Genomic DNA, 17,528 nt, shown 5'->3' with positions numbered 1-17,528 from the left:
GGCGAAGTAAATTATTTAACAGTAAAACATGACAAAAAATTTCATGTATTTAGTAATACTGATGTAGTAAAAGCTTTTTCAGATGCGGTTGAAGTGTCCAATTCAAAGGCTCGGTCAAAAGGGCAGGTTTCAGAACAAAAAGTTATTTTCAAATATGAAGGCTTAAATTTGGCTGAATTGGAAATGAGAAACGACTCCAAAAAACATTATCGTGAAATACGCTTTAACATGATAAAACCGCGTATGATGAAACTATTATTTACCATACCAAAAACCGGTCAATATAACAAAGAAATTTTTATTTATGGAGATTCAAATAAAAAATTCGGTAAATGGTAAGCGTTTTTAATAAATAAGATATTAGCAAATTTACTATACAAGTTCTCGTTTTTCTACTATAATACAAGACAAAGGGGCATTCATGAGAAAGTTTCAAATAAGGCTTGATAAGCTGGAGAAAAAATCGGCAAGTTGGGCGAAAAACCGAAAAACACTCATGGAGTTCCATATTAATCGCGATGTCCGTAAGGAGTATGGCTTAAAAGACAGCCTTTTCGCCCTTACCGGAAATGTGGTTCTTGCCGACCTCAGGCAAACGCGCGAGTTAGCGGCAAAGTTCAATTCAAAGCAAGACCCCGCCCACCCCGAGCGTTTTATAAAAGCAGGTCATCTTTACGCAATGGGGCTAATTGATGAAATCCTCCACTTTGTAGTCGCCCTTTACCGCGAAGAAGTTCAGGGCGATGTGTTTGAAACCGCTCTGGACAGACTGGATACTAACCTAGGCGAAAAGCAGACAAGCGGTCTTTTAAAAACTTTTTCCGATCAATTTCCTCCCCGACCTGTTTATAAAGGCGAAAAAAAAGTTGATGATTACTTAAAAGGCAAGGAAGAAGGCGAAAGTTGCCGCGCCCTTTCTATAGAAGAAACCATGCTTCTTTCTCTGGCTAACCTTAACCCCGCCTTTAGACCTTTTAAATTTTTATTTGACGACAGAGACCTCTCTAAAAAAACTGTCTATCCCGACGCTATCGAAGAATTGAAAGCGCACTTAAAAGAAATGCCTGTCTTCGGTCCCGACGGAATGAATCTTTGGGACTTCCTTCGCTCTCCCGCCCTTGTCTGCCCCGATTCCCTTTTTGGTCAACTTGAATATATGCGAAAACATTGGGGGCTTCTAATTTCCAAATTCATGGCGCGTTTGCTCATGGCTCTCGATGTAATAAACGAAGAAGAAAAACCGAGTTTCTTTGGACCGGGACCAAGCGAAGTTTTAACATTTGCCGGTCTTGATGAATACGAAAAATTCAGTCCCGATCAGGACTGGATGCCCAAAACAGTATTGATTGCAAAAAGCACGCTTGTCTGGCTTTTTCAACTTTCACAAAAATACGGAAGAAACATTTCCCGCCTTGACCAAATCCCCGACGAAGAACTTGACGAATTATCAAGGAGAGGTTTTACGGGGCTGTGGCTAATCGGTCTTTGGGAACGAAGTCAGGCGAGTAAGACGATAAAACAATGGACAGGCAATCCCGAAGCGGCTGCGTCTGCTTACAGTTTGCATGATTATGATATAGCGGGAGAACTCGGCGGTTGGGGGGCGCTTTCCAATTTGCGTGAACGCTGTATGCAAAGGGGGATCCGCCTAGGCTCGGACATGGTTCCAAACCACACAGGCATCGACAGCAAAAGGATGATCGAACACCCTGATCGTTTTCTGCAACTGCCCTACCCTCCTTTCCCGACATACAACTATAACTGCGGCAACCTTTCAGGCAGAGACGACGTAACTGTTCAAATTGAAGAACATTATTTTTCACGCAGTGACGCTGCGGTTGTTTTTAAACGGATCGATAATCGCACAGGAAACACACGCTACATCTACCATGGAAATGACGGCACTTCAATGCCGTGGAACGATACCGCACAAATTGACTTTTTAAACCCCGAAGCAAGGGAAGCGGTAATCCGCACAATTATTGGCGTGTGTCAGCAATTCTCTATCGTGCGTTTTGACGCAGCCATGACACTCGCAAAACGGCACATTCAACGGCTCTGGTATCCCGCACCGGGAACCGGCGGAGCAATCGCAAGCCGCGCCGAACATTCCATTACTACCGAAGAATTTAACCGCCGTATACCAAATGAATTCTGGCGCGAAGTAGTTGATCGCTGCGCGGCTGAAGCGCCGAACACCCTGCTACTTGCCGAGGCTTTTTGGATGATGGAAGGTTACTTTGTCCGCACGCTTGGAATGCACCGCGTCTACAACTCAGCTTTTATGAATATGCTCAAAAACGAGGAAAATCAAAAATACCGCGCAACCATCAAAAACACTATGGAATTTGATCCTGAAATTTTAAAACGCTTTGTCAATTTTATGAACAACCCTGATGAAGAAACGGCAGTCGCTCAATTCGGCAAAGGCGATAAATATTTTGGTATCTGCACACTGCTTGTAACAATGCCCGGCTTGCCCATGTTTGGACACGGACAGATTGAGGGCTTTGAAGAAAAATACGGAATGGAATACCGCCGTTCCTATCGGGACGAAAAACCCGATGGCTACATGGTAGACCGCCACGAGCTCGAAATTTTCCCATTGATGAAACGCCGTTCCGTGTTTTCGGGCAGCGCCAACTTTAGGATTTACGATCTTTACTGCAACGGCTCTGTAAACGAAAATGTTTTTGCCTATTCAAACCGAGCGTGGATAAACGGACGTGAAGAAAAAGCGTTAATTTTTTACAACAATTCATATTATGAAACTTCGGGCTGGATAAAAGTAAGCGATCCTGCCATTCCCTGCGAAGGTGGAACACGAAGGGACAATTTAAGCGAAGCCCTTGCAATCCACGGCGAAAGCCAATACTTCACCCTGCTACGCGAACAAAAATCAAACCTGTGGTTTGTCCGTTCTTCCAAGGCAATTTGCGAAAACGGATTTTTTGTCGGGCTTAAAGGATACGAAACACAAGTTTTCCTTGATGTTTATGAAGTTGAAGATGACGCAAAAGGCAGATGGGCAAGACTGAACAACGATTTAAATGGAGGCGGAGTAATCGATCCTTTCGCCGCAATAAAAGATATTTTCCTTGGAGAGCTATATTATCGATTTATGGAAATTTTAAAACCAGAAATAATTGTCGATATGAATGATTCGCTTGAGAAAAAAGACTATGCCGACTCGTTTAAGAAACCTGTCGAAACATTTATAAATACCGCAACTCATTTTATCGCCGGAGCGAACAGCTCTTACGATGAATGGACAGCGAAAGATAAAACAGGCGGCAAGATGAAATTTACAGCGGTTAAAACAGCCGTGATAGAGGAAGAATTTAAATCGTTTATAAACAGATTGAAAAAACTAAAAGACGCATTAAAGGCGGCGGCTGTAGGCAAATCAAAATCTCCCCTCTTTGACCGCATTATGGAATGTAATTCAAAGGGACAACTTATTTACTCTGTCGCGCTCAGTTACGGACTGCTCTCGTTACTGCGTCTGATAATCGGCAAAGAAGCGGACGGAAGCCACGCCGCAAGTCTCGCTTTTGACCACTGGGATCTTGGTCGCAAAATGAGGGATATTTATCGCAGATTCGGCGCGTCTGACGCTCAAGCGTGGCGGATAACGGATATTGCAAGAGCGGTATTGAGCCGCACCGGTTTGAATGGCGGGTCAAACAAAGTCGCGCCTTTCCGCAAAGAAGCGACTAAATTTGAAGCCGCCGATTTTGCCGCCTTGGTTATTGAAGAAAATTATAGAAGCGAAGATTTTAGGCGCATATTGGGAATTAACATTTTTAACGATGTCGCATGGTTTAACAAAGAAGGGTTTGAGGACGCTCTATTCTACTCGTCCGTATTCTTCATGGTAGAAAGCGACACCATTGTAAAAAGCCCGATAGATGAGAGAATCGACCGCATTGCCAAAGTCTACGAAGTACTGATAAAAGCCGAAGAAAAATCGGAGTATCGTTTTGACAACCTGATTGACATTTTGACAGCAAAACCCTCGAAAGCCAAAAAACTTGCAGGAGTTGCCGGAAAAGCAAAACCACAAACAGTTGTGAAAAAAGTTGTGCCGAAAGCGAAGGCAAAGACTGCGGTGAAGAAGGCTGTGCCAAAAGCGAAGGCAAAGACTGCGGTGAAGAAGGCTGTGCCAAAAGCGAAAACAAAACCTGCGGTGAAAAAAGTTACGCCGAAAGCGAAGGTAAAAAATGCGGCGAAGAAAGCTGTGCCTAAAGCGAAAGCGAAGACCGCGGTGAAGAAAGCTGTGCCAAAAGCGAAGCCAAAAACCACGGCGAAAAAATCAGCATCAAAGCCAAAGGCGAAAACCGGTAAAAAGAAAAAATAACGGTTGGATTTTTGGTCCATTAATAGATTTAAAGTAAAATAGTATGTCGCATACAGTCTAAACGTCTATTAAAAATATTTGAGGGAAATAATATTTAAACATCATGAAAATTGATTTATTAAACGGAAATATAACCAAATCATTAATTGTTTTTGCGATACCTTTGTTGTTATCCAATATATTACAACAGTTGTATTACACTGTCGATATGGCTATCGTAGGGCATTTTCTTGGTGAAACAGCTCTTGCCGCAGTTGGCTCATGCTCGGTAATTTTTGAATTGCTTTTAGTTTTTGTCATAGGCGTTGGCAGAGGTTTCGGCATTGTTGCGGCACGGAATTATGGTGCTGGCGATAAAGACGTATTTAAGCGTACAGTTGCCGGAGCAATTGTAATAGGTATTCTGCTGACGTTTTTTATCTCGGTTACTGCAAGTATTTTTATGATGCCGCTTCTAAAATTGATTAACATTCCCGAATATATAATAGACACGGCATATTCGTATATTTCGATTTTGACTATCTTTTTAATTATAACTTTTACTTATAATCTCTGTGCAGGGCTTCTGCAAGCTATAGGCGATAGTACAATGCCGCTTTTATTTCTGGTTATTTCATCAATATTGAACGTAGTATTTGATATTATTTTTATTACAAGTTTTAATATGGGTGTCCGTGGTGCGGCGGTGGCTACAGTTGTGGCACAAAGTATCTCGACAGCACTTTGTCTGTTTTATATTTTCAAAAGATGCCGAATACTTATTCCTCGCAAAGAGCATTTTCATCATGACGCTACGCTATACAAAGAACTTATAGCTCAAGGTTTTTCTATGGGATTTATGATGTCGATTGTAGCTTTAGGCACTGTCGCCCTTCAAAGTGCCATAAATGGGTTGGGTCATCTTGTAATAGCAGGGCATATAACTGCTCGCAGGATCAACAGTTTCTGCATGATGCCAATGAATACAGTAGCCATTGCACTTTCTACATTTGTTTCACAGAACAAAGGAGCGAACCAACTTAGCCGCATACGAAAAGCAGTCCGTTACGGCAATTTTATTACGACAATATGGGCTGTGTTTATAACTATTGTTCTTATGTTTTCTTCCAAAGTTTTGATAAGATTACTTTCCGGCTCAAATGAAAGCATCATTATTGAAAATGGTGCAAGGTATCTAATGATAAATTCCCCATTTTATCTCCCTCTTGGAATGTTATTTAATTTTCGCCTTGCACTTCAAGGAATAGGCGAAAAAATTGTTCCAGTTGTCTCAAGTGTCATAGAATTTGCCAGTAAAGTATTATTTGCTTTCCTTTTAGTGCCCATTCTAGGTTACTTTGGCGTAATTATCTGCGAACCAATTATATGGTGTCTTATGTTCTTGCAACTGTTATATTCATTTTATACGAATTCGTATATTAGAGGAAAAGCTGTTACCGAAAAGAAAGATAGTGGTAAACATTGTTAGAATAGTAAATTGTAAAAACTTAAGATTTTTTCTTGATATACTATACAAGTATATAGTATAATAAATATAGGGAAACTCTAAAAATCCCGGTTAGGTTTTCAGAGTTTCCCTATAGAAATGAAACCATATACGATGAGAGTTATGATGAATAAGAGGAGAATATGAAGAAATTCATAAAAACACCAAATTTTAAGAAAAAAATACTATTGAAAGTAATAATAAAGGATGCTAAAATGACGATGGTAAGCTATATTTAGTGCGGATAATTCTATTTATTAGAGATAAATTGGGGGGGAAATGGGAAATAATGGAACATTTGTCAGTCCGCGTATAGTTTCAATATTTTCAGGTTGCGGAGGGCTTGATTTAGGATTTCATCTTGAAGGCTACAATACTGTCTGGGCAAATGATTTTTCCCAATGGGCTTGTGACACATTCCGAAATTATTTTGGTGATGTAATTCTTTATGAAGACATAACAAAGATAAACCCATATAAAAATAAAACGATCCCAGAGTGTGATATAGTGCTTGGCGGATTTCCTTGCCAAGATTTTTCTGTTATTTGGAAACAACCTGGACTTAATGGGACGCGCGGAGGTTTGTATCGCCATTTCCTTGATTTCGTTGCAGCAAAGAAGCCAAAAGCATTTGTCGCTGAAAATGTAAAAGGTTTGTTAACAGCAAATAAAAATAAAGCCATTGAAACAATAATCAATGATTTTCAAGAAATTGAGCCTGGATATATTATAAAACCGCATTTATACAATTTTGCAGATTATGGTGTTCCACAATTTCGTGAAAGATTATTAATTGTCGGTATTCGTGTGGACACGGGATTTGATTTTAAGCATCCTTTACCGACACATGGAAAAGGAAGATCATATCCTTATGTCACTGCAGGACAAGCATTAAAAGGTGCATTGAAAATTGAATTCAATAATGAGAAAATAAATATAGCTAACAAGACAAAACGAATGTTAGAACTTATCCCAGAAGGCGGTAATTTCACTGATATACCACTGGATCATGAACTATATGTTAAAGGCATGATAAGTCATGTTTACCGTCGCATAAACCGAAAAGAACCTGCAAAAACAATAATTGCAGCAGGTGGCGGCGGAACATGGGGGTATCATTTTTTATACCGTTACCACACATATAAATGTAAACAAATAAGATTACATCGAAATTTTAATACAGAAAAATATCTAAAATATTATGGTCTTAAAAAAATTTGTTGAGGTGTGGAAATGATTTTTAGAACGTCTTACGGTGAATTAGGTCATTGTCTTAATTGCTTTTATGATTTTAATTCTGAAGAATTATGGGAAAAAAATATTGAAATATGCCCTGATTGCGGTGAACCGCTTTATACAAAAGATAATCCAGAACATTATATACCTGAAGATACAGATTTTATGGACAAAAAACGAGAAGAATATTATTTGATGTCTCAAGCAAAATTAAAATATGGGAAAAAGATTTCATATGTCGTCTAATCAAAAACACGAAAATTACGATATATTAAATCTAATCGGGTATGGATTGTCAAAATTCGATATGGATTTTGTAAAACTTTATGGTTTTAGAACTAAGAACGCGTTTTATGAATATATTGTCAGTATTGGTATAGCGCAAACTATTGGTACTGTAAAAAATCGGCAAGATAGATTTGACGGTATGAATCCAGAAAGTTCTCGCAAAGGTTGGTGGCAGGACGGATTTAGAAATGATTACAAATTCAGAAAAAATTATATTGATTCTTTTTTTGGCAATTTGGGTGTGGAAGATTTTGTAAATGTTGTTAAGATGTCTATTGCTCAAAAATTCAGCGATAATGTTTTAGACAGCGCAAACATAAATTTACAGAAGAATGAAAGTAATGTAAAAACAAGTCCGCTTATTCAGTCGTATTTTAAACAGATGCAGAAAACAGGACGAGAAGCGGAATGCTATTTTCTCAATAATTATATGACGATAGATACATTTGCAAACGCAAAAATTGAAGATGCTCGCTTGTTTGGCGATGGGTATGATTTTCAATTATCTTTACCAACACAGTATTTTCTTGTAGAAGTGAAAGGCTTGCGTAATGACAAAGGCAATATCAGGCTAACGGAAAAAGAATACAATAAAGCTTGCGAATACAAAAATGATTATGTGTTGGTTATCGTAAAAAATTTATTAGAAATTCCTAAATTCATTTCTATATTTAATCCTGTTCAAAATATTGAAATGGAGAAATGTAAAATTACTTCAGAACAAGTGTTTTTCCGTGCAGTAATATGAGGAAATTATGCACTTGCTAAGGCTGTTAATAAAACTACCGGGAAAATAGCACCTGAGTATATAAAACCTTTCTCATATAAAGAATATGTTATTAGTTTGTTACTTGGTAATGTACAAAGCAGTAAAACAAGTCATTTATTCGATTTAATTTCTAGTGCGGCAGATGAAGGGTTCCACATATTTCTGTTGCTGACAACTGATAATACACTTTTACAACAGCAAACATTATTTAGAGTGAGGAATGATTTACCGGATTTTTGTGTGTGCGGTGAAACAGATGAATATGCATTTACTGCAAATCAAATGCGAAAACCTGCAATAATCGTATTAAAGAAAAATACAAGTATTCTAAGAAAATGGAAAAATAATTTGTCATCTTCGCATTATTGCGAAGGTAATGCTTTATTCATTGTCGATGATGAAGCAGATGCTGCAAGTCTTAACACGCTAGTAAATAAAAATAGGCAAAGCACAATAAATAAACGATTAGAAGAAATAAAAAATACGGCAGCAAGCAGTATTTATTTACAAGTTACAGGGACTCCACAAGCTTTATTGCTTCAATCTCATGTTAGCGGATGGCATCCGTATTTTACTCATTACTTTTCACCAGGTAACGGGTATATCGGAGGGAATGTACTTTTTCTGCCTGACAAATCTCCCTATGTTATTCTTACAGATAATGAAGAAGCAAATGAGCTTCTTAAAGATGACGAAATTGCTGAAAATGGATTATTGCAAGCTTTGTTGTATCATCTTGTTTCATCCGCAGATATATTTATTAACGGCGGAAAAGTAAGCAACTTTCTCATTCACCCCAGTATGGCAACTGCACAGCATAGCAAATTTGCTGAATTAATAGCTTCATATTTAAATGAAATTTCTGGAGCTATTGATGAACAAAGTGTCAGTGATTCTTTTAAAATAGTGTATGATGACTTGGCAATTACTAAACCTGATATTCAGCCGTTTAATAATATAATGAAAAAAATAACAGAAATATTGGAAAATGATGATGTAAATTTGTTAATACTCAATTCAAAAGAATTATTTGCAGACAATGTTAAGTACAGTAGCGGTATAAATGTTATTGTTGGCGGTAATAGTCTTGGACGCGGGATTACATTCCCAAAGCTTCAAACAACATATTATTGCCGTGTATCAAAAAGACCTCAGGCAGATACAATGTGGCAACATGCAAGAATGTTCGGGTATGACCGCGAATTAGGTTTAATGCGTGTTTTTATTCCGCCGTTACTTAATAAACTTTTTTCTGATATTAATGCAACAAATAATAGCATAATCTCTCAAATAGAACGCAAAAAACCTGAAGATGTTAACATTCATTATCCTAATACACTTCGCCCAACTCGTAAAAATGTTCTCGATGAAGACATTGTACTTACATTTACAGGTGGAGTTGATTATTTTCCATTTTCTTCCGATAACAAAGAAATTGAAGCAATTGACAAATTATTAGAACGATTTGGCGAGGAAACTTATTCAGTCAATCTTAATATTTTTATTAGTATTTTGGAAAATATAATATCTGAATCTGATGATTGGAAACCTGAAAATTTTATAGGTATATTGCAAACAATGTTATCAAATAAGCCAGGAACACAGGGAAAATTGATTGTTAGGCGAGATAGAGATATAGGAAAAGGTACTGGTACATTGTTGTCACCAAATGATCGTGCATTGGGACAGAGTATAAGAGAATTTCCAGTTCTTACAATGTATAAAATAATTGGGAACACCGAGAAAGGTTGGAGTGGGCGTAAAATATGGATACCAAATATTAAATTGCCTGGCGATGATGTTTATTATTGTATTTAATTATGCCTGATAATCATTCACCAGAAGTGCGAAGCTATAATATGTTGCATTTTAGAAGTTAGAATACAAAACCCGAAGAAATAGTAAGAAAATATTTGTTTTTCTGTTGATTACGTTATCGCAAAAATGACAAACGTTATCCATGAAAGCCGATATGGTGTTTCCAAAATAAATAATATATACAAAAAGATAAAATATGATAAAATAGCAATCATGTGGGCATTATTTGCTTTATTATCAGCCTTTTTTGCCGCCTTAACCGCAATATTGGCAAAAATAGGTATTCAAAATATGAATTCTAATTTAGCAACGGCAATTAGAACTATTGTAGTTTTAATTATGTCATGGGGTATTGTCTTTTTTACAGGCAAACAAAATGAAATTGCAAATATTGGAAATAAAAATTGGTTATTCTTAATATTATCAGGTATAGCAACAGGTTTATCGTGGCTTTGTTATTATAGGGCTTTGCAAATAGGGGAAGCTTCAAAGGTTATTCCAATAGATAAATTTAGTTTAGTAATAGGAATGTTAATGGCATTTATTATTTTGAAAGAGGCATTAACAATAAAAACAATAATTGGCGGCATCTTAATTACCGTTGGGACATTTGTTCTGATATTATAAAATCCCCTTACACATCTCCAAGTTGTGTGTAAATAAGCAATAGAAAATAAATATCAATATTTGAACACACACTTAAACAGAAACAGCAATTTTCTCATGTACCACTTCGCTAAGAATTTGCAATGGCATTTTGTTTGACGCAATGGCACGAGTTACAATATAATCGGCACTTGCCCGGTCTAATGCGTCAAGCAACTTCCGTTGACGGGTAAAAACACCGCCTTCTCCGGGTTTAAGTTTTATGTCAGCGTTGGTAATTTCCAAATCCAGTTTATCTGCTTCTTCTTCGGTCATTCTTGCCATTTTAATCTCCTTATAAGCCAATTTGACTTATAAATTTTTTTCTACACGGCATTGCGTGAAAAACGTTTACTGTATCATCATCAATAATATTATACGCAACCTCAATAAGGTTTCCGGCAGTATCATATCCAATAATCAGCCATTTATTTGTATAGGATTCAAGTAATTCCTCATAAAGTGGATGCCACATAGCATAACGGATATTGGTTTCTGTTATGTCATGCTTAAAAGCGGATTTATTGAATTCAATAACCGGAAACATATAACTCCTTTATCATTATACATTATGGTAGGATTAATGCCTACTCTAATCAGTACAAATAGGGGTTTAATTGTGAAAAAATACAAAAAATTGTTTTCCGAGGGAAATGGGGACCCTCTTTATTGCAACTACTATGTAGGAGGTTTTTATGACTGAATACACAGGTAAATGTGAACAGGTGGAAAACGAATTGGCTGAAATAGCCGCCGAACTAACCGCATTGGGGGACATGATACCGGGGTTATTCCTCAGTACATAGGCGGTAACTGTCAGAGGGCAAAAATCGGAAAGGCTAGTCTTTAGTCCGCTTAGATCGCTTAGTCCGTGTTTTTGTTTGAGGAAGGTAGTAGCCCCGGATTTGATTGAGAGTTTGGGTAACGGCTGCTACCGCCTCATCAAGGCATTTGTTAAGGATAAGTGGCACATCAGGTGGTAACGCCTCCGCTGGTTTGAACAATTCATAAGGTTCGATATTCAAGGCGGAGGCAAACTTTACCAGTGTTTGGGGAGAAATCCAGCGGTTGCCATTTTCGATATTGCAGAGGAAGTTGACGGAGATGTCCAGTTTTTCAGCTAAATCTGCTTGGGAGAGATTTCGGCTCTGGCGATGCCGCTTGATATTGGCGCTAAAAATGCCCCTTAGTTCCTTATCGGTCATGGCTTTCCCTATTGGAGAATGTTTAATCCTATTATTGGATAAATATATTGACAAACACCCTATGGAGAATGATATAATTCTCTAATAGAAATCACTTTTTCGGAAGAAAATCTGAGAAAACTGAAAAAGAGGAGGGTTATATGGCAAATTATGTCACAATGACCAGTGATAAGAAAAAGTGGACAGCTTTATTACTTTGCCTATTTTTGGGATGGTTGGGTGCTCATCGTTTTTATGTAGGAAAAATTGGCACAGGGCTTTTATATATGTGTACTTGTGGTATTTTTTTTATAGGAGCCGTAATTGATTTTTTTTCTATACTCATGGGAAGTTTTCGGGATAATGTGGGTGCACCGCTAAGGGAGTAGAAAAAGAGGAGATAGAAATGAAGAAGATAAAATTAACGGTTTTTGTAGTTTTAATTAGCATTGTTTCTTGCGTGACAGGTCCTAAGAATGATCCATATTATGCAAGTGATAAACAAGATGCGATTAATAAGATTGAAGAATACCTCAAGTACCCTAAACAGGAGATAAATCTTGATTTTTATTTATATCGGATTGAGAATATATATGGTGAGAAAAGTGCTTACTACAAGGATTTCTTTAAGGACGTTTATGAGAAGTACGAACCAGCGGTCAGCATTCATAACACTGAAGCTAAAAGACTAATAGCAGAGGAAAAGAGACAGAATGAGGAGAAGTACAATAAATGGCTCGCTCTTACGAAGAAGAAGATATCTGGTTCTAAAGATTGGGAAGAATTTCAGCGCAAATATAATTTAGCCGTACTTTATCGCAGTCTCTTAGGTGAAAATACTAGCACCAGCCGTTTAAGATTAGAGTTATTTATGAAGGATATGGACAATTATATAAAGGACAAGAAACTTATCTTTAACGAGGAGCAAAAAGAATGGGTTGATCAGATTAAAATGCAGTTTATTAGTTTAAGCTTGGCGTTGAACATAAACTTTGGAATGAACGACCTTAATTTCAAATATTACGTAAGGCAAGAGTATGAAAATTTAGCTAAGGACAATCCATTACTTAAATGAGGAGATAAAAATGAAAAAGACAATATTGGTAGCGGTTTTGATAATGATGGTAGGAATGACAGCATTTGCCGAAGGTGTAAGCGAACAATCGGTTCGTGAAGATTATGTGAAGAAAGGCGGATTTCCTACTCGTGACGCTTGGGTATATGAATTTAACTCTGTAGCCAATGAAGTCGTAAGAAATAGTGAACAAGTGAGAGGTATAAATAATGCATATCCTATGCCTCAATATGATAAGAATAAATTTGATGACAGTTGTGTTAAATACAAGGTTCTATTAGATATTGGTGTTGAATTAAAATACATTACCGATGCCGTTAGACGACAACAGACTACTAAAGCAGAAGATGAACGTAGGAAAGTTGCTCAATATCTTGCGTCTAAATCTTCTGGTTTAGGGTTAGAGTGAAGGTCGTTATGGGTTTATAAGGCTAAATGGAGAAATCATGGGAAACTTCGACAGGTTTATTGAAGTGGTCAAGAAATACGCAGAAGCATACAGAGATTTTGAGGAAATACAGAAAGCCCCGGACTTTGATTTTGTTCCCAAAATCGGAGACCAAAAGACAGGGATAATCGGGGAAGCCTTCATTTTTGAATATTTGAAACGACAGGGACACCCTAATTTGGAGTTTGGTCATGCCGCACAGAAGGGGTGGGACATCAGGTATCCTTTCGGGCTTGCTCCTAATGGCGTGGTTCTCGTTCAAGTAAAGACGGTTTCAGCGTTTTCAAAGACAAAAGCCATCTCCGATATTCATTTTGCCCCTGACCATTGCGAATTATACCTTGTCTCATTGGATGAAGACCTGATACCAGACAACATTTGGAAGCCGAAAGGGTACGAGAAAGCCAAAATAAAAACCAGAAGCGGTGAAAAGGTCGTCATCGGAACGAGAATGCCCAAAGACGCAGATGATACCGCAAGCGGTTTTACCGAATTGGAAAACATCTTCGAGGATTTTAAGAGGTCATTCCCGGAATTGTATTAATTGACATCAAACATTCCAAAGAAACATTTTAATATCCCCCTACACATCACCAAGTTGTGAGAGCGGTATAGGTTTGGGGCTATCATTCTGTCCTTCGATTTTGGCAAGTTCTTCAAGCAGTTCTTTGCCTTTGCGAGAAAGTTTTTCGGGGATTTGTACGATAAGTTTTATGTAGAGGTTGCCTCTTTGATTACCCATAGGCACGCCTTCGTTGTGGAGACGGAGCATTTTTCCGTTTTGAATGCCGGCGGGGACTTTTACTTTTATTGTCTTGTTGTCGAGAGTTGTAACGTGAATGTCCGCACCAAGAGCCGCTTGAGTCATCGAAATTGGAACGGCACAGTAAAGATCAGCGGCTTGACGTTCAAAATATTCGTGCGGTTTTACTCTTATAAAAACATATAAGTCCCCCGGCGGTCCGCCGTTGGGACCTGCGTCGCCCTGTTTGGGAATGACTACACGCTTGCCGTTTTCTACGCCTGCCGGAATAGTAACCATAATTTTTTGCCGTTTCTTTTGTGTTCCTGCTCCGCCGCAATCATTACAAGGTTTGTCGATAATGTAGCCCTCGCCGCCGCAGTTGTGGCAGGTTGTGGCAACCGAGAAAAAGCCCTGACTATGACGCACTTGTCCCGACCCTCGGCAAACAGGGCAAGTTTTTTTGCCGCCGCCTTCCGCAGAGCCTGAACCTTTGCAAGTTGGGCAAGGCTCATTATGCGAATACTGAATTTCTACCTTTGTGCCAAAGACCGCATCCTTAAACGGAATCTCAATATCGTAGCGAAGATTTGCTCCCTGCCTTACACCGCCGCTGTTTCTGCGAAAGCCTCCGCCGCCAAAAAAACTTTCAAAAATACTGCCAAAGCCGCCCTCGCCAAAGATGTCTTCAAAGCCCCGGAAATTACTCCAGTCGTGGCTCTGACCTCCGCCCATGCCCTCAACTCCGGCAAAGCCGAACTGGTCATAGGCGGATTTTTTCTGGTCATCGCCAAGAACTTCGTAAGCTTCGGTGGCTTCTTTAAATTTTTCTTCGGCTTGCTTGTCGCCGGGATTTTTATCAGGGTGATACTGAATAGCGAGTTTACGATACGCTTTCTTTATATCATCTTTAGAGGCATTTTTCTGTACTCCAAGAACTTCGTAGTAATCTCGCTTTGCCATTACTTGTCGTCTACCACTTCATAGTCTGCGTCTTCGGCACTCTTTGTGTCGCCGCCCATAGGACCGCCGTGGCTTTCACCTCCGCCCATGTTGGGATTGAATCCGCCCATGTCGGGACCTGCACCACCGCCGCCGCCTTGCTGTCCGCTTGCGGCTTGCTGTTTGTAAATTTCCTCAGCTATTTTGTAAGACGCTTGCTTTAGGGCTTCGGTCTTGTCCTTGATTGACTGAATGTCGCCGCTTTCAAGAGCCTTGCGTAAGTCGGCGATGGCTTCTTCGGTTTTGGATTTATCGGCTGCACTTACCTTATCGCCCAAGTCTTTTATGTTTTTTTCCGTGGCGTAAATCATCGAGTCGGCTTCGTTTCGCACTTCGGCTTTTTCACGCTCTTTTTTATCTTCCTCGGCGTGAAGTTCCGCTTCTTTTACCATGCGGTCGATGTCCGTGTCGCTTAAACCACTGGAACTTTCAATGCGGATTTTTTGTTCTTTGCCTGTCCCTAAATCTTTCGCACTTACATGGACAATGCCGTTTGCGTCAATATCGAAAGTTACTTCGATCTGCGGAACTCCGCGTGGGGCTGGTGGTATGCCTACAAGATCGAACCGCCCAAGCACTCGGTTTTGATTCGCCATTTCACGCTCGCCCTGCAAGACTTGAATAGAGACGGCTGTTTGTCCGTCTGCGGCGGTAGAGAAGATTTGGCTCTTGCGTGTGGGAATTGTCGTGTTGCGTGTGATGAGTTTTGTCATTACGCCGCCAAGCGTCTCGATGCCGAGCGAAAGGGGAGTAACATCGAGCAACAGAACGTCTTTAACGTCGCCGCCAAGAATACCGCCCTGAATAGCAGCACCTACCGCTACAGCTTCATCGGGGTTCACGCCCTTGTTGGGTTCTTTTTTGAACAGGTCTTTGACAATCTGTTGAACTGCCGGAATACGGGTAGAACCGCCGACAAGGATAACCTCGTCAATTTGTTCTGCGGTAAGCCCTGCGTCAGAAAGAGCTTTTTTACAAGGCTCCTTTGAACGCTCAAGAAGGTCTTCTACCATCTGTTCAAACTTTGCCCGTGTCAGCGATTTTTGCAAATGTTTAGGACCGCTCTGGTCGGCGGTGATAAACGGCAGATTGACTTCCGTTGTCTGCATAGAGGACAATTCGATTTTTGCTTTTTCAGCCGCTTCACGAAGACGCTGGAGAGCCATGCGGTCTTTGCCAAGATCGATGCCTGTATCTTTTTTGAATTCTGCGATAAGCCATTCCATAACACGATGATCAAAATCATCGCCGCCTAAGTGAGTGTCGCCGTTTGTCGATTTTACTTCGAAAACGCCGTCCCCAAGTTCCAGAATGGAAATATCAAAAGTACCGCCGCCAAGATCGTATACGGCGATAACTTTGTCTTTTTTTGAATCTTTGTTAAAACCAAAAGCAAGAGAGGCGGCGGTCGGCTCGTTGATAATTCTCTTTACCTCAAGTCCGGCGATTTTACCCGCATCCTTTGTCGCCTGACGCTGTGCATCGTTAAAATAAGCCGGCACTGTAATTACCGCTTCGGTAACAGTTTCGCCAAGATAGTCTTCGGCGGTCTTCTTCATTTTTTGAAGAATAAAGGCGGAAATCTCCTGCGGTGAATATTTTTTTCCGTCAATGTCCACACGCACATCGTCGCCCTGTTCCGCTACTCTGTAAGGAACCAGCTTCATTTCGTTGGAAACTTCCGAAAAACGGCGACCCATGAAACGCTTGATTGAATAGACAGTGTTCTCTGGATTGGTGATCATCTGGTTTTTAGCGGGAGCGCCTACAACACGCTCGCCTTTGCTTGTAAAGCCGACAATGGACGGGGTAGTGCGTCCTCCCTCCGAGTTTTGAATGACTACCGGCTCACCGCCTTCAAGAACAGCCACGCATGAATTGGTGGTTCCCAAGTCGATACCAATGATTTTTCCCATGATATTATCTCCTTCCTTTTATAAATATTATAGATGTTTATTGCTTTTTATTCACTAGCCGAAGGCGACGCCTCTGGCATTAAAACTTTTACTTTTGCTGGGCGAATTACCCTGTCTTTCAACATGTAACCCCTTACCAAATCCTCCTGAACCACGGCTTCCGTTATATCGGGGGATTTTTCCATCATAAGGGCTTCGTGCATATTTGGGTCGAAAGCCTCTCCTGCGGAGTTGAAGCGTTTAAGCCCCCACTTGCTTTCAAGCTGGCTGGTAAGCCGTTTTTCAATCATTTTTACGCCTTCAATAAAGGTATTTAAGTCAGCGGCTTTTTCCCCCGATTGAATAGCCCTCTCAAAGTCATCGATTACCGGAATTATGTCCAAAAGCAGGCTTTGGTTGGCGAATTCTATAGCATTTTGCTTTTCCTGATTCATTCGCTTGCGAAAATTCTCAAAATCCGCCGCTTTTCGCAGTAATTGGTCACGAGTTTCCGCCAGTTGAGCTCCCAATTCGTAAACGCAGAGCAAAGCTGGAAGAATACCATAAACCCAAAAAAGGA

General features: G+C 39.7%; 18 protein-coding genes. 12 read left to right on the top strand and 6 right to left on the bottom strand.

Annotated features, from left to right (window positions below):
- The 8 genes from ACYVTD_RS05410 to ACYVTD_RS05375 all read left to right on the top strand — a co-directional run.
- Window positions 1–339, top strand: a 339-nt coding sequence (locus ACYVTD_RS05410; RefSeq protein WP_461246767.1) for a hypothetical protein, incomplete at its 5' end; no start/stop codon positions are given.
- 82 nt (window positions 340–421) lie between these two features.
- Window positions 422–4,360, top strand: a complete 3,939-nt coding sequence (locus ACYVTD_RS05405; protein WP_461246766.1) for an alpha-amylase family glycosyl hydrolase — start codon at window positions 422–424, stop codon at window positions 4,358–4,360.
- Between the two features lie 103 nt (window positions 4,361–4,463).
- Window positions 4,464–5,828, top strand: a complete 1,365-nt coding sequence (locus ACYVTD_RS05400) for an MATE family efflux transporter (protein WP_461246765.1) — start codon at window positions 4,464–4,466, stop codon at window positions 5,826–5,828.
- 297 nt (window positions 5,829–6,125) lie between these two features.
- Window positions 6,126–7,070 (top strand): DNA cytosine methyltransferase, encoded by a 945-nt coding sequence (locus tag ACYVTD_RS05395; protein WP_461246764.1) that lies wholly within the window; start codon window positions 6,126–6,128, stop codon window positions 7,068–7,070.
- 3 nt (window positions 7,071–7,073) lie between these two features.
- Window positions 7,074–7,328 carry a hypothetical protein gene (locus ACYVTD_RS05390; protein WP_461246763.1) on the top strand — a complete coding sequence of 85 codons (255 nt, stop codon included), beginning with the start codon at window positions 7,074–7,076 and terminating at the stop codon, window positions 7,326–7,328.
- Between the two features lie 46 nt (window positions 7,329–7,374).
- On the top strand, window positions 7,375–8,118 hold the full coding sequence (locus ACYVTD_RS05385; RefSeq protein WP_461246762.1) for a protein NO VEIN domain-containing protein: 744 nt from the start codon (window positions 7,375–7,377) through the stop codon (window positions 8,116–8,118).
- A gap of 96 nt (window positions 8,119–8,214) precedes the next feature.
- Window positions 8,215–9,957 carry a Z1 domain-containing protein gene (locus ACYVTD_RS05380; protein WP_461246761.1) on the top strand — a complete coding sequence of 581 codons (1,743 nt, stop codon included), beginning with the start codon at window positions 8,215–8,217 and terminating at the stop codon, window positions 9,955–9,957.
- 213 nt (window positions 9,958–10,170) lie between these two features.
- The gene (locus ACYVTD_RS05375; protein ID WP_461246768.1) at window positions 10,171–10,584 is read left to right on the top strand and encodes an EamA family transporter; all 414 of its coding nucleotides are present in this window, start codon (window positions 10,171–10,173) and stop codon (window positions 10,582–10,584) included.
- A 72-nt stretch (window positions 10,585–10,656) separates the two neighbouring features.
- Here the strand turns inward: ACYVTD_RS05375 and ACYVTD_RS05370 are convergent, their stop codons facing one another.
- The 3 genes from ACYVTD_RS05370 to ACYVTD_RS05360 all read right to left on the bottom strand — a co-directional run bounded on the left by ACYVTD_RS05370 (window position 10,657) and on the right by ACYVTD_RS05360 (window position 11,807).
- A complete protein-coding gene (locus ACYVTD_RS05370; protein WP_461246760.1) occupies window positions 10,657–10,887 on the bottom strand; it encodes a hypothetical protein in 231 nt (76 codons plus the stop codon).
- 10 nt (window positions 10,888–10,897) lie between these two features.
- Window positions 10,898–11,149 (bottom strand): hypothetical protein, encoded by a 252-nt coding sequence (locus ACYVTD_RS05365; protein ID WP_461246759.1) that lies wholly within the window; start codon window positions 11,147–11,149, stop codon window positions 10,898–10,900.
- Window positions 11,150–11,441: 292 nt separating this feature from the next.
- Window positions 11,442–11,807 carry a helix-turn-helix domain-containing protein gene (locus ACYVTD_RS05360; RefSeq protein ID WP_461246758.1) on the bottom strand — a complete coding sequence of 122 codons (366 nt, stop codon included), beginning with the start codon at window positions 11,805–11,807 and terminating at the stop codon, window positions 11,442–11,444.
- A gap of 140 nt (window positions 11,808–11,947) precedes the next feature.
- Here ACYVTD_RS05360 and ACYVTD_RS05355 point away from each other — a divergent pair, with 140 nt between their 5' ends.
- Genes ACYVTD_RS05355 through ACYVTD_RS05340 form a run of 4 tightly spaced genes read left to right on the top strand, consistent with a single transcriptional unit; the run spans window position 11,948 to window position 13,853 of the window.
- The gene (locus ACYVTD_RS05355) at window positions 11,948–12,175 is read left to right on the top strand and encodes a TM2 domain-containing protein (RefSeq protein WP_461246757.1); all 228 of its coding nucleotides are present in this window, start codon (window positions 11,948–11,950) and stop codon (window positions 12,173–12,175) included.
- A gap of 17 nt (window positions 12,176–12,192) precedes the next feature.
- Complete coding sequence (locus ACYVTD_RS05350; RefSeq protein ID WP_461246756.1) at window positions 12,193–12,861, top strand: hypothetical protein; 669 nt, start codon at window positions 12,193–12,195, stop codon at window positions 12,859–12,861.
- A gap of 10 nt (window positions 12,862–12,871) precedes the next feature.
- Entirely contained in the window at window positions 12,872–13,270 is a 399-nt protein-coding gene (locus tag ACYVTD_RS05345) for a hypothetical protein (RefSeq protein WP_461246755.1), read from the top strand.
- Window positions 13,271–13,307: 37 nt separating this feature from the next.
- Window positions 13,308–13,853, top strand: coding sequence for a hypothetical protein (locus ACYVTD_RS05340; protein WP_461246754.1), 546 nt, complete (start codon window positions 13,308–13,310; stop codon window positions 13,851–13,853).
- 39 nt (window positions 13,854–13,892) lie between these two features.
- Here ACYVTD_RS05340 and dnaJ read toward each other — a convergent pair whose 3' ends face one another.
- The 3 genes from dnaJ to grpE form a co-directional block, all read right to left on the bottom strand.
- The gene (gene dnaJ / locus ACYVTD_RS05335) at window positions 13,893–15,014 is read right to left on the bottom strand and encodes a molecular chaperone DnaJ (protein WP_461246753.1); all 1,122 of its coding nucleotides are present in this window, start codon (window positions 15,012–15,014) and stop codon (window positions 13,893–13,895) included.
- Window positions 15,014–16,969, bottom strand: a complete 1,956-nt coding sequence (dnaK, locus tag ACYVTD_RS05330) for a molecular chaperone DnaK (RefSeq protein ID WP_461246752.1) — start codon at window positions 16,967–16,969, stop codon at window positions 15,014–15,016. The genes dnaJ and dnaK overlap by 1 nt, the downstream gene beginning before the upstream one ends.
- Window positions 16,970–17,016: 47 nt before the next feature.
- On the bottom strand, window positions 17,017–17,528 hold a 512-nt coding region (gene grpE / locus ACYVTD_RS05325), incomplete at its 5' end, for a nucleotide exchange factor GrpE (protein WP_461246751.1).

The organism is Treponema sp. R6D11, from assembly GCF_054786075.1.
The sequence above is the reverse complement of the archived record's forward strand: the minus strand, read 5'-3'. Positions and strand labels throughout refer to the sequence as shown.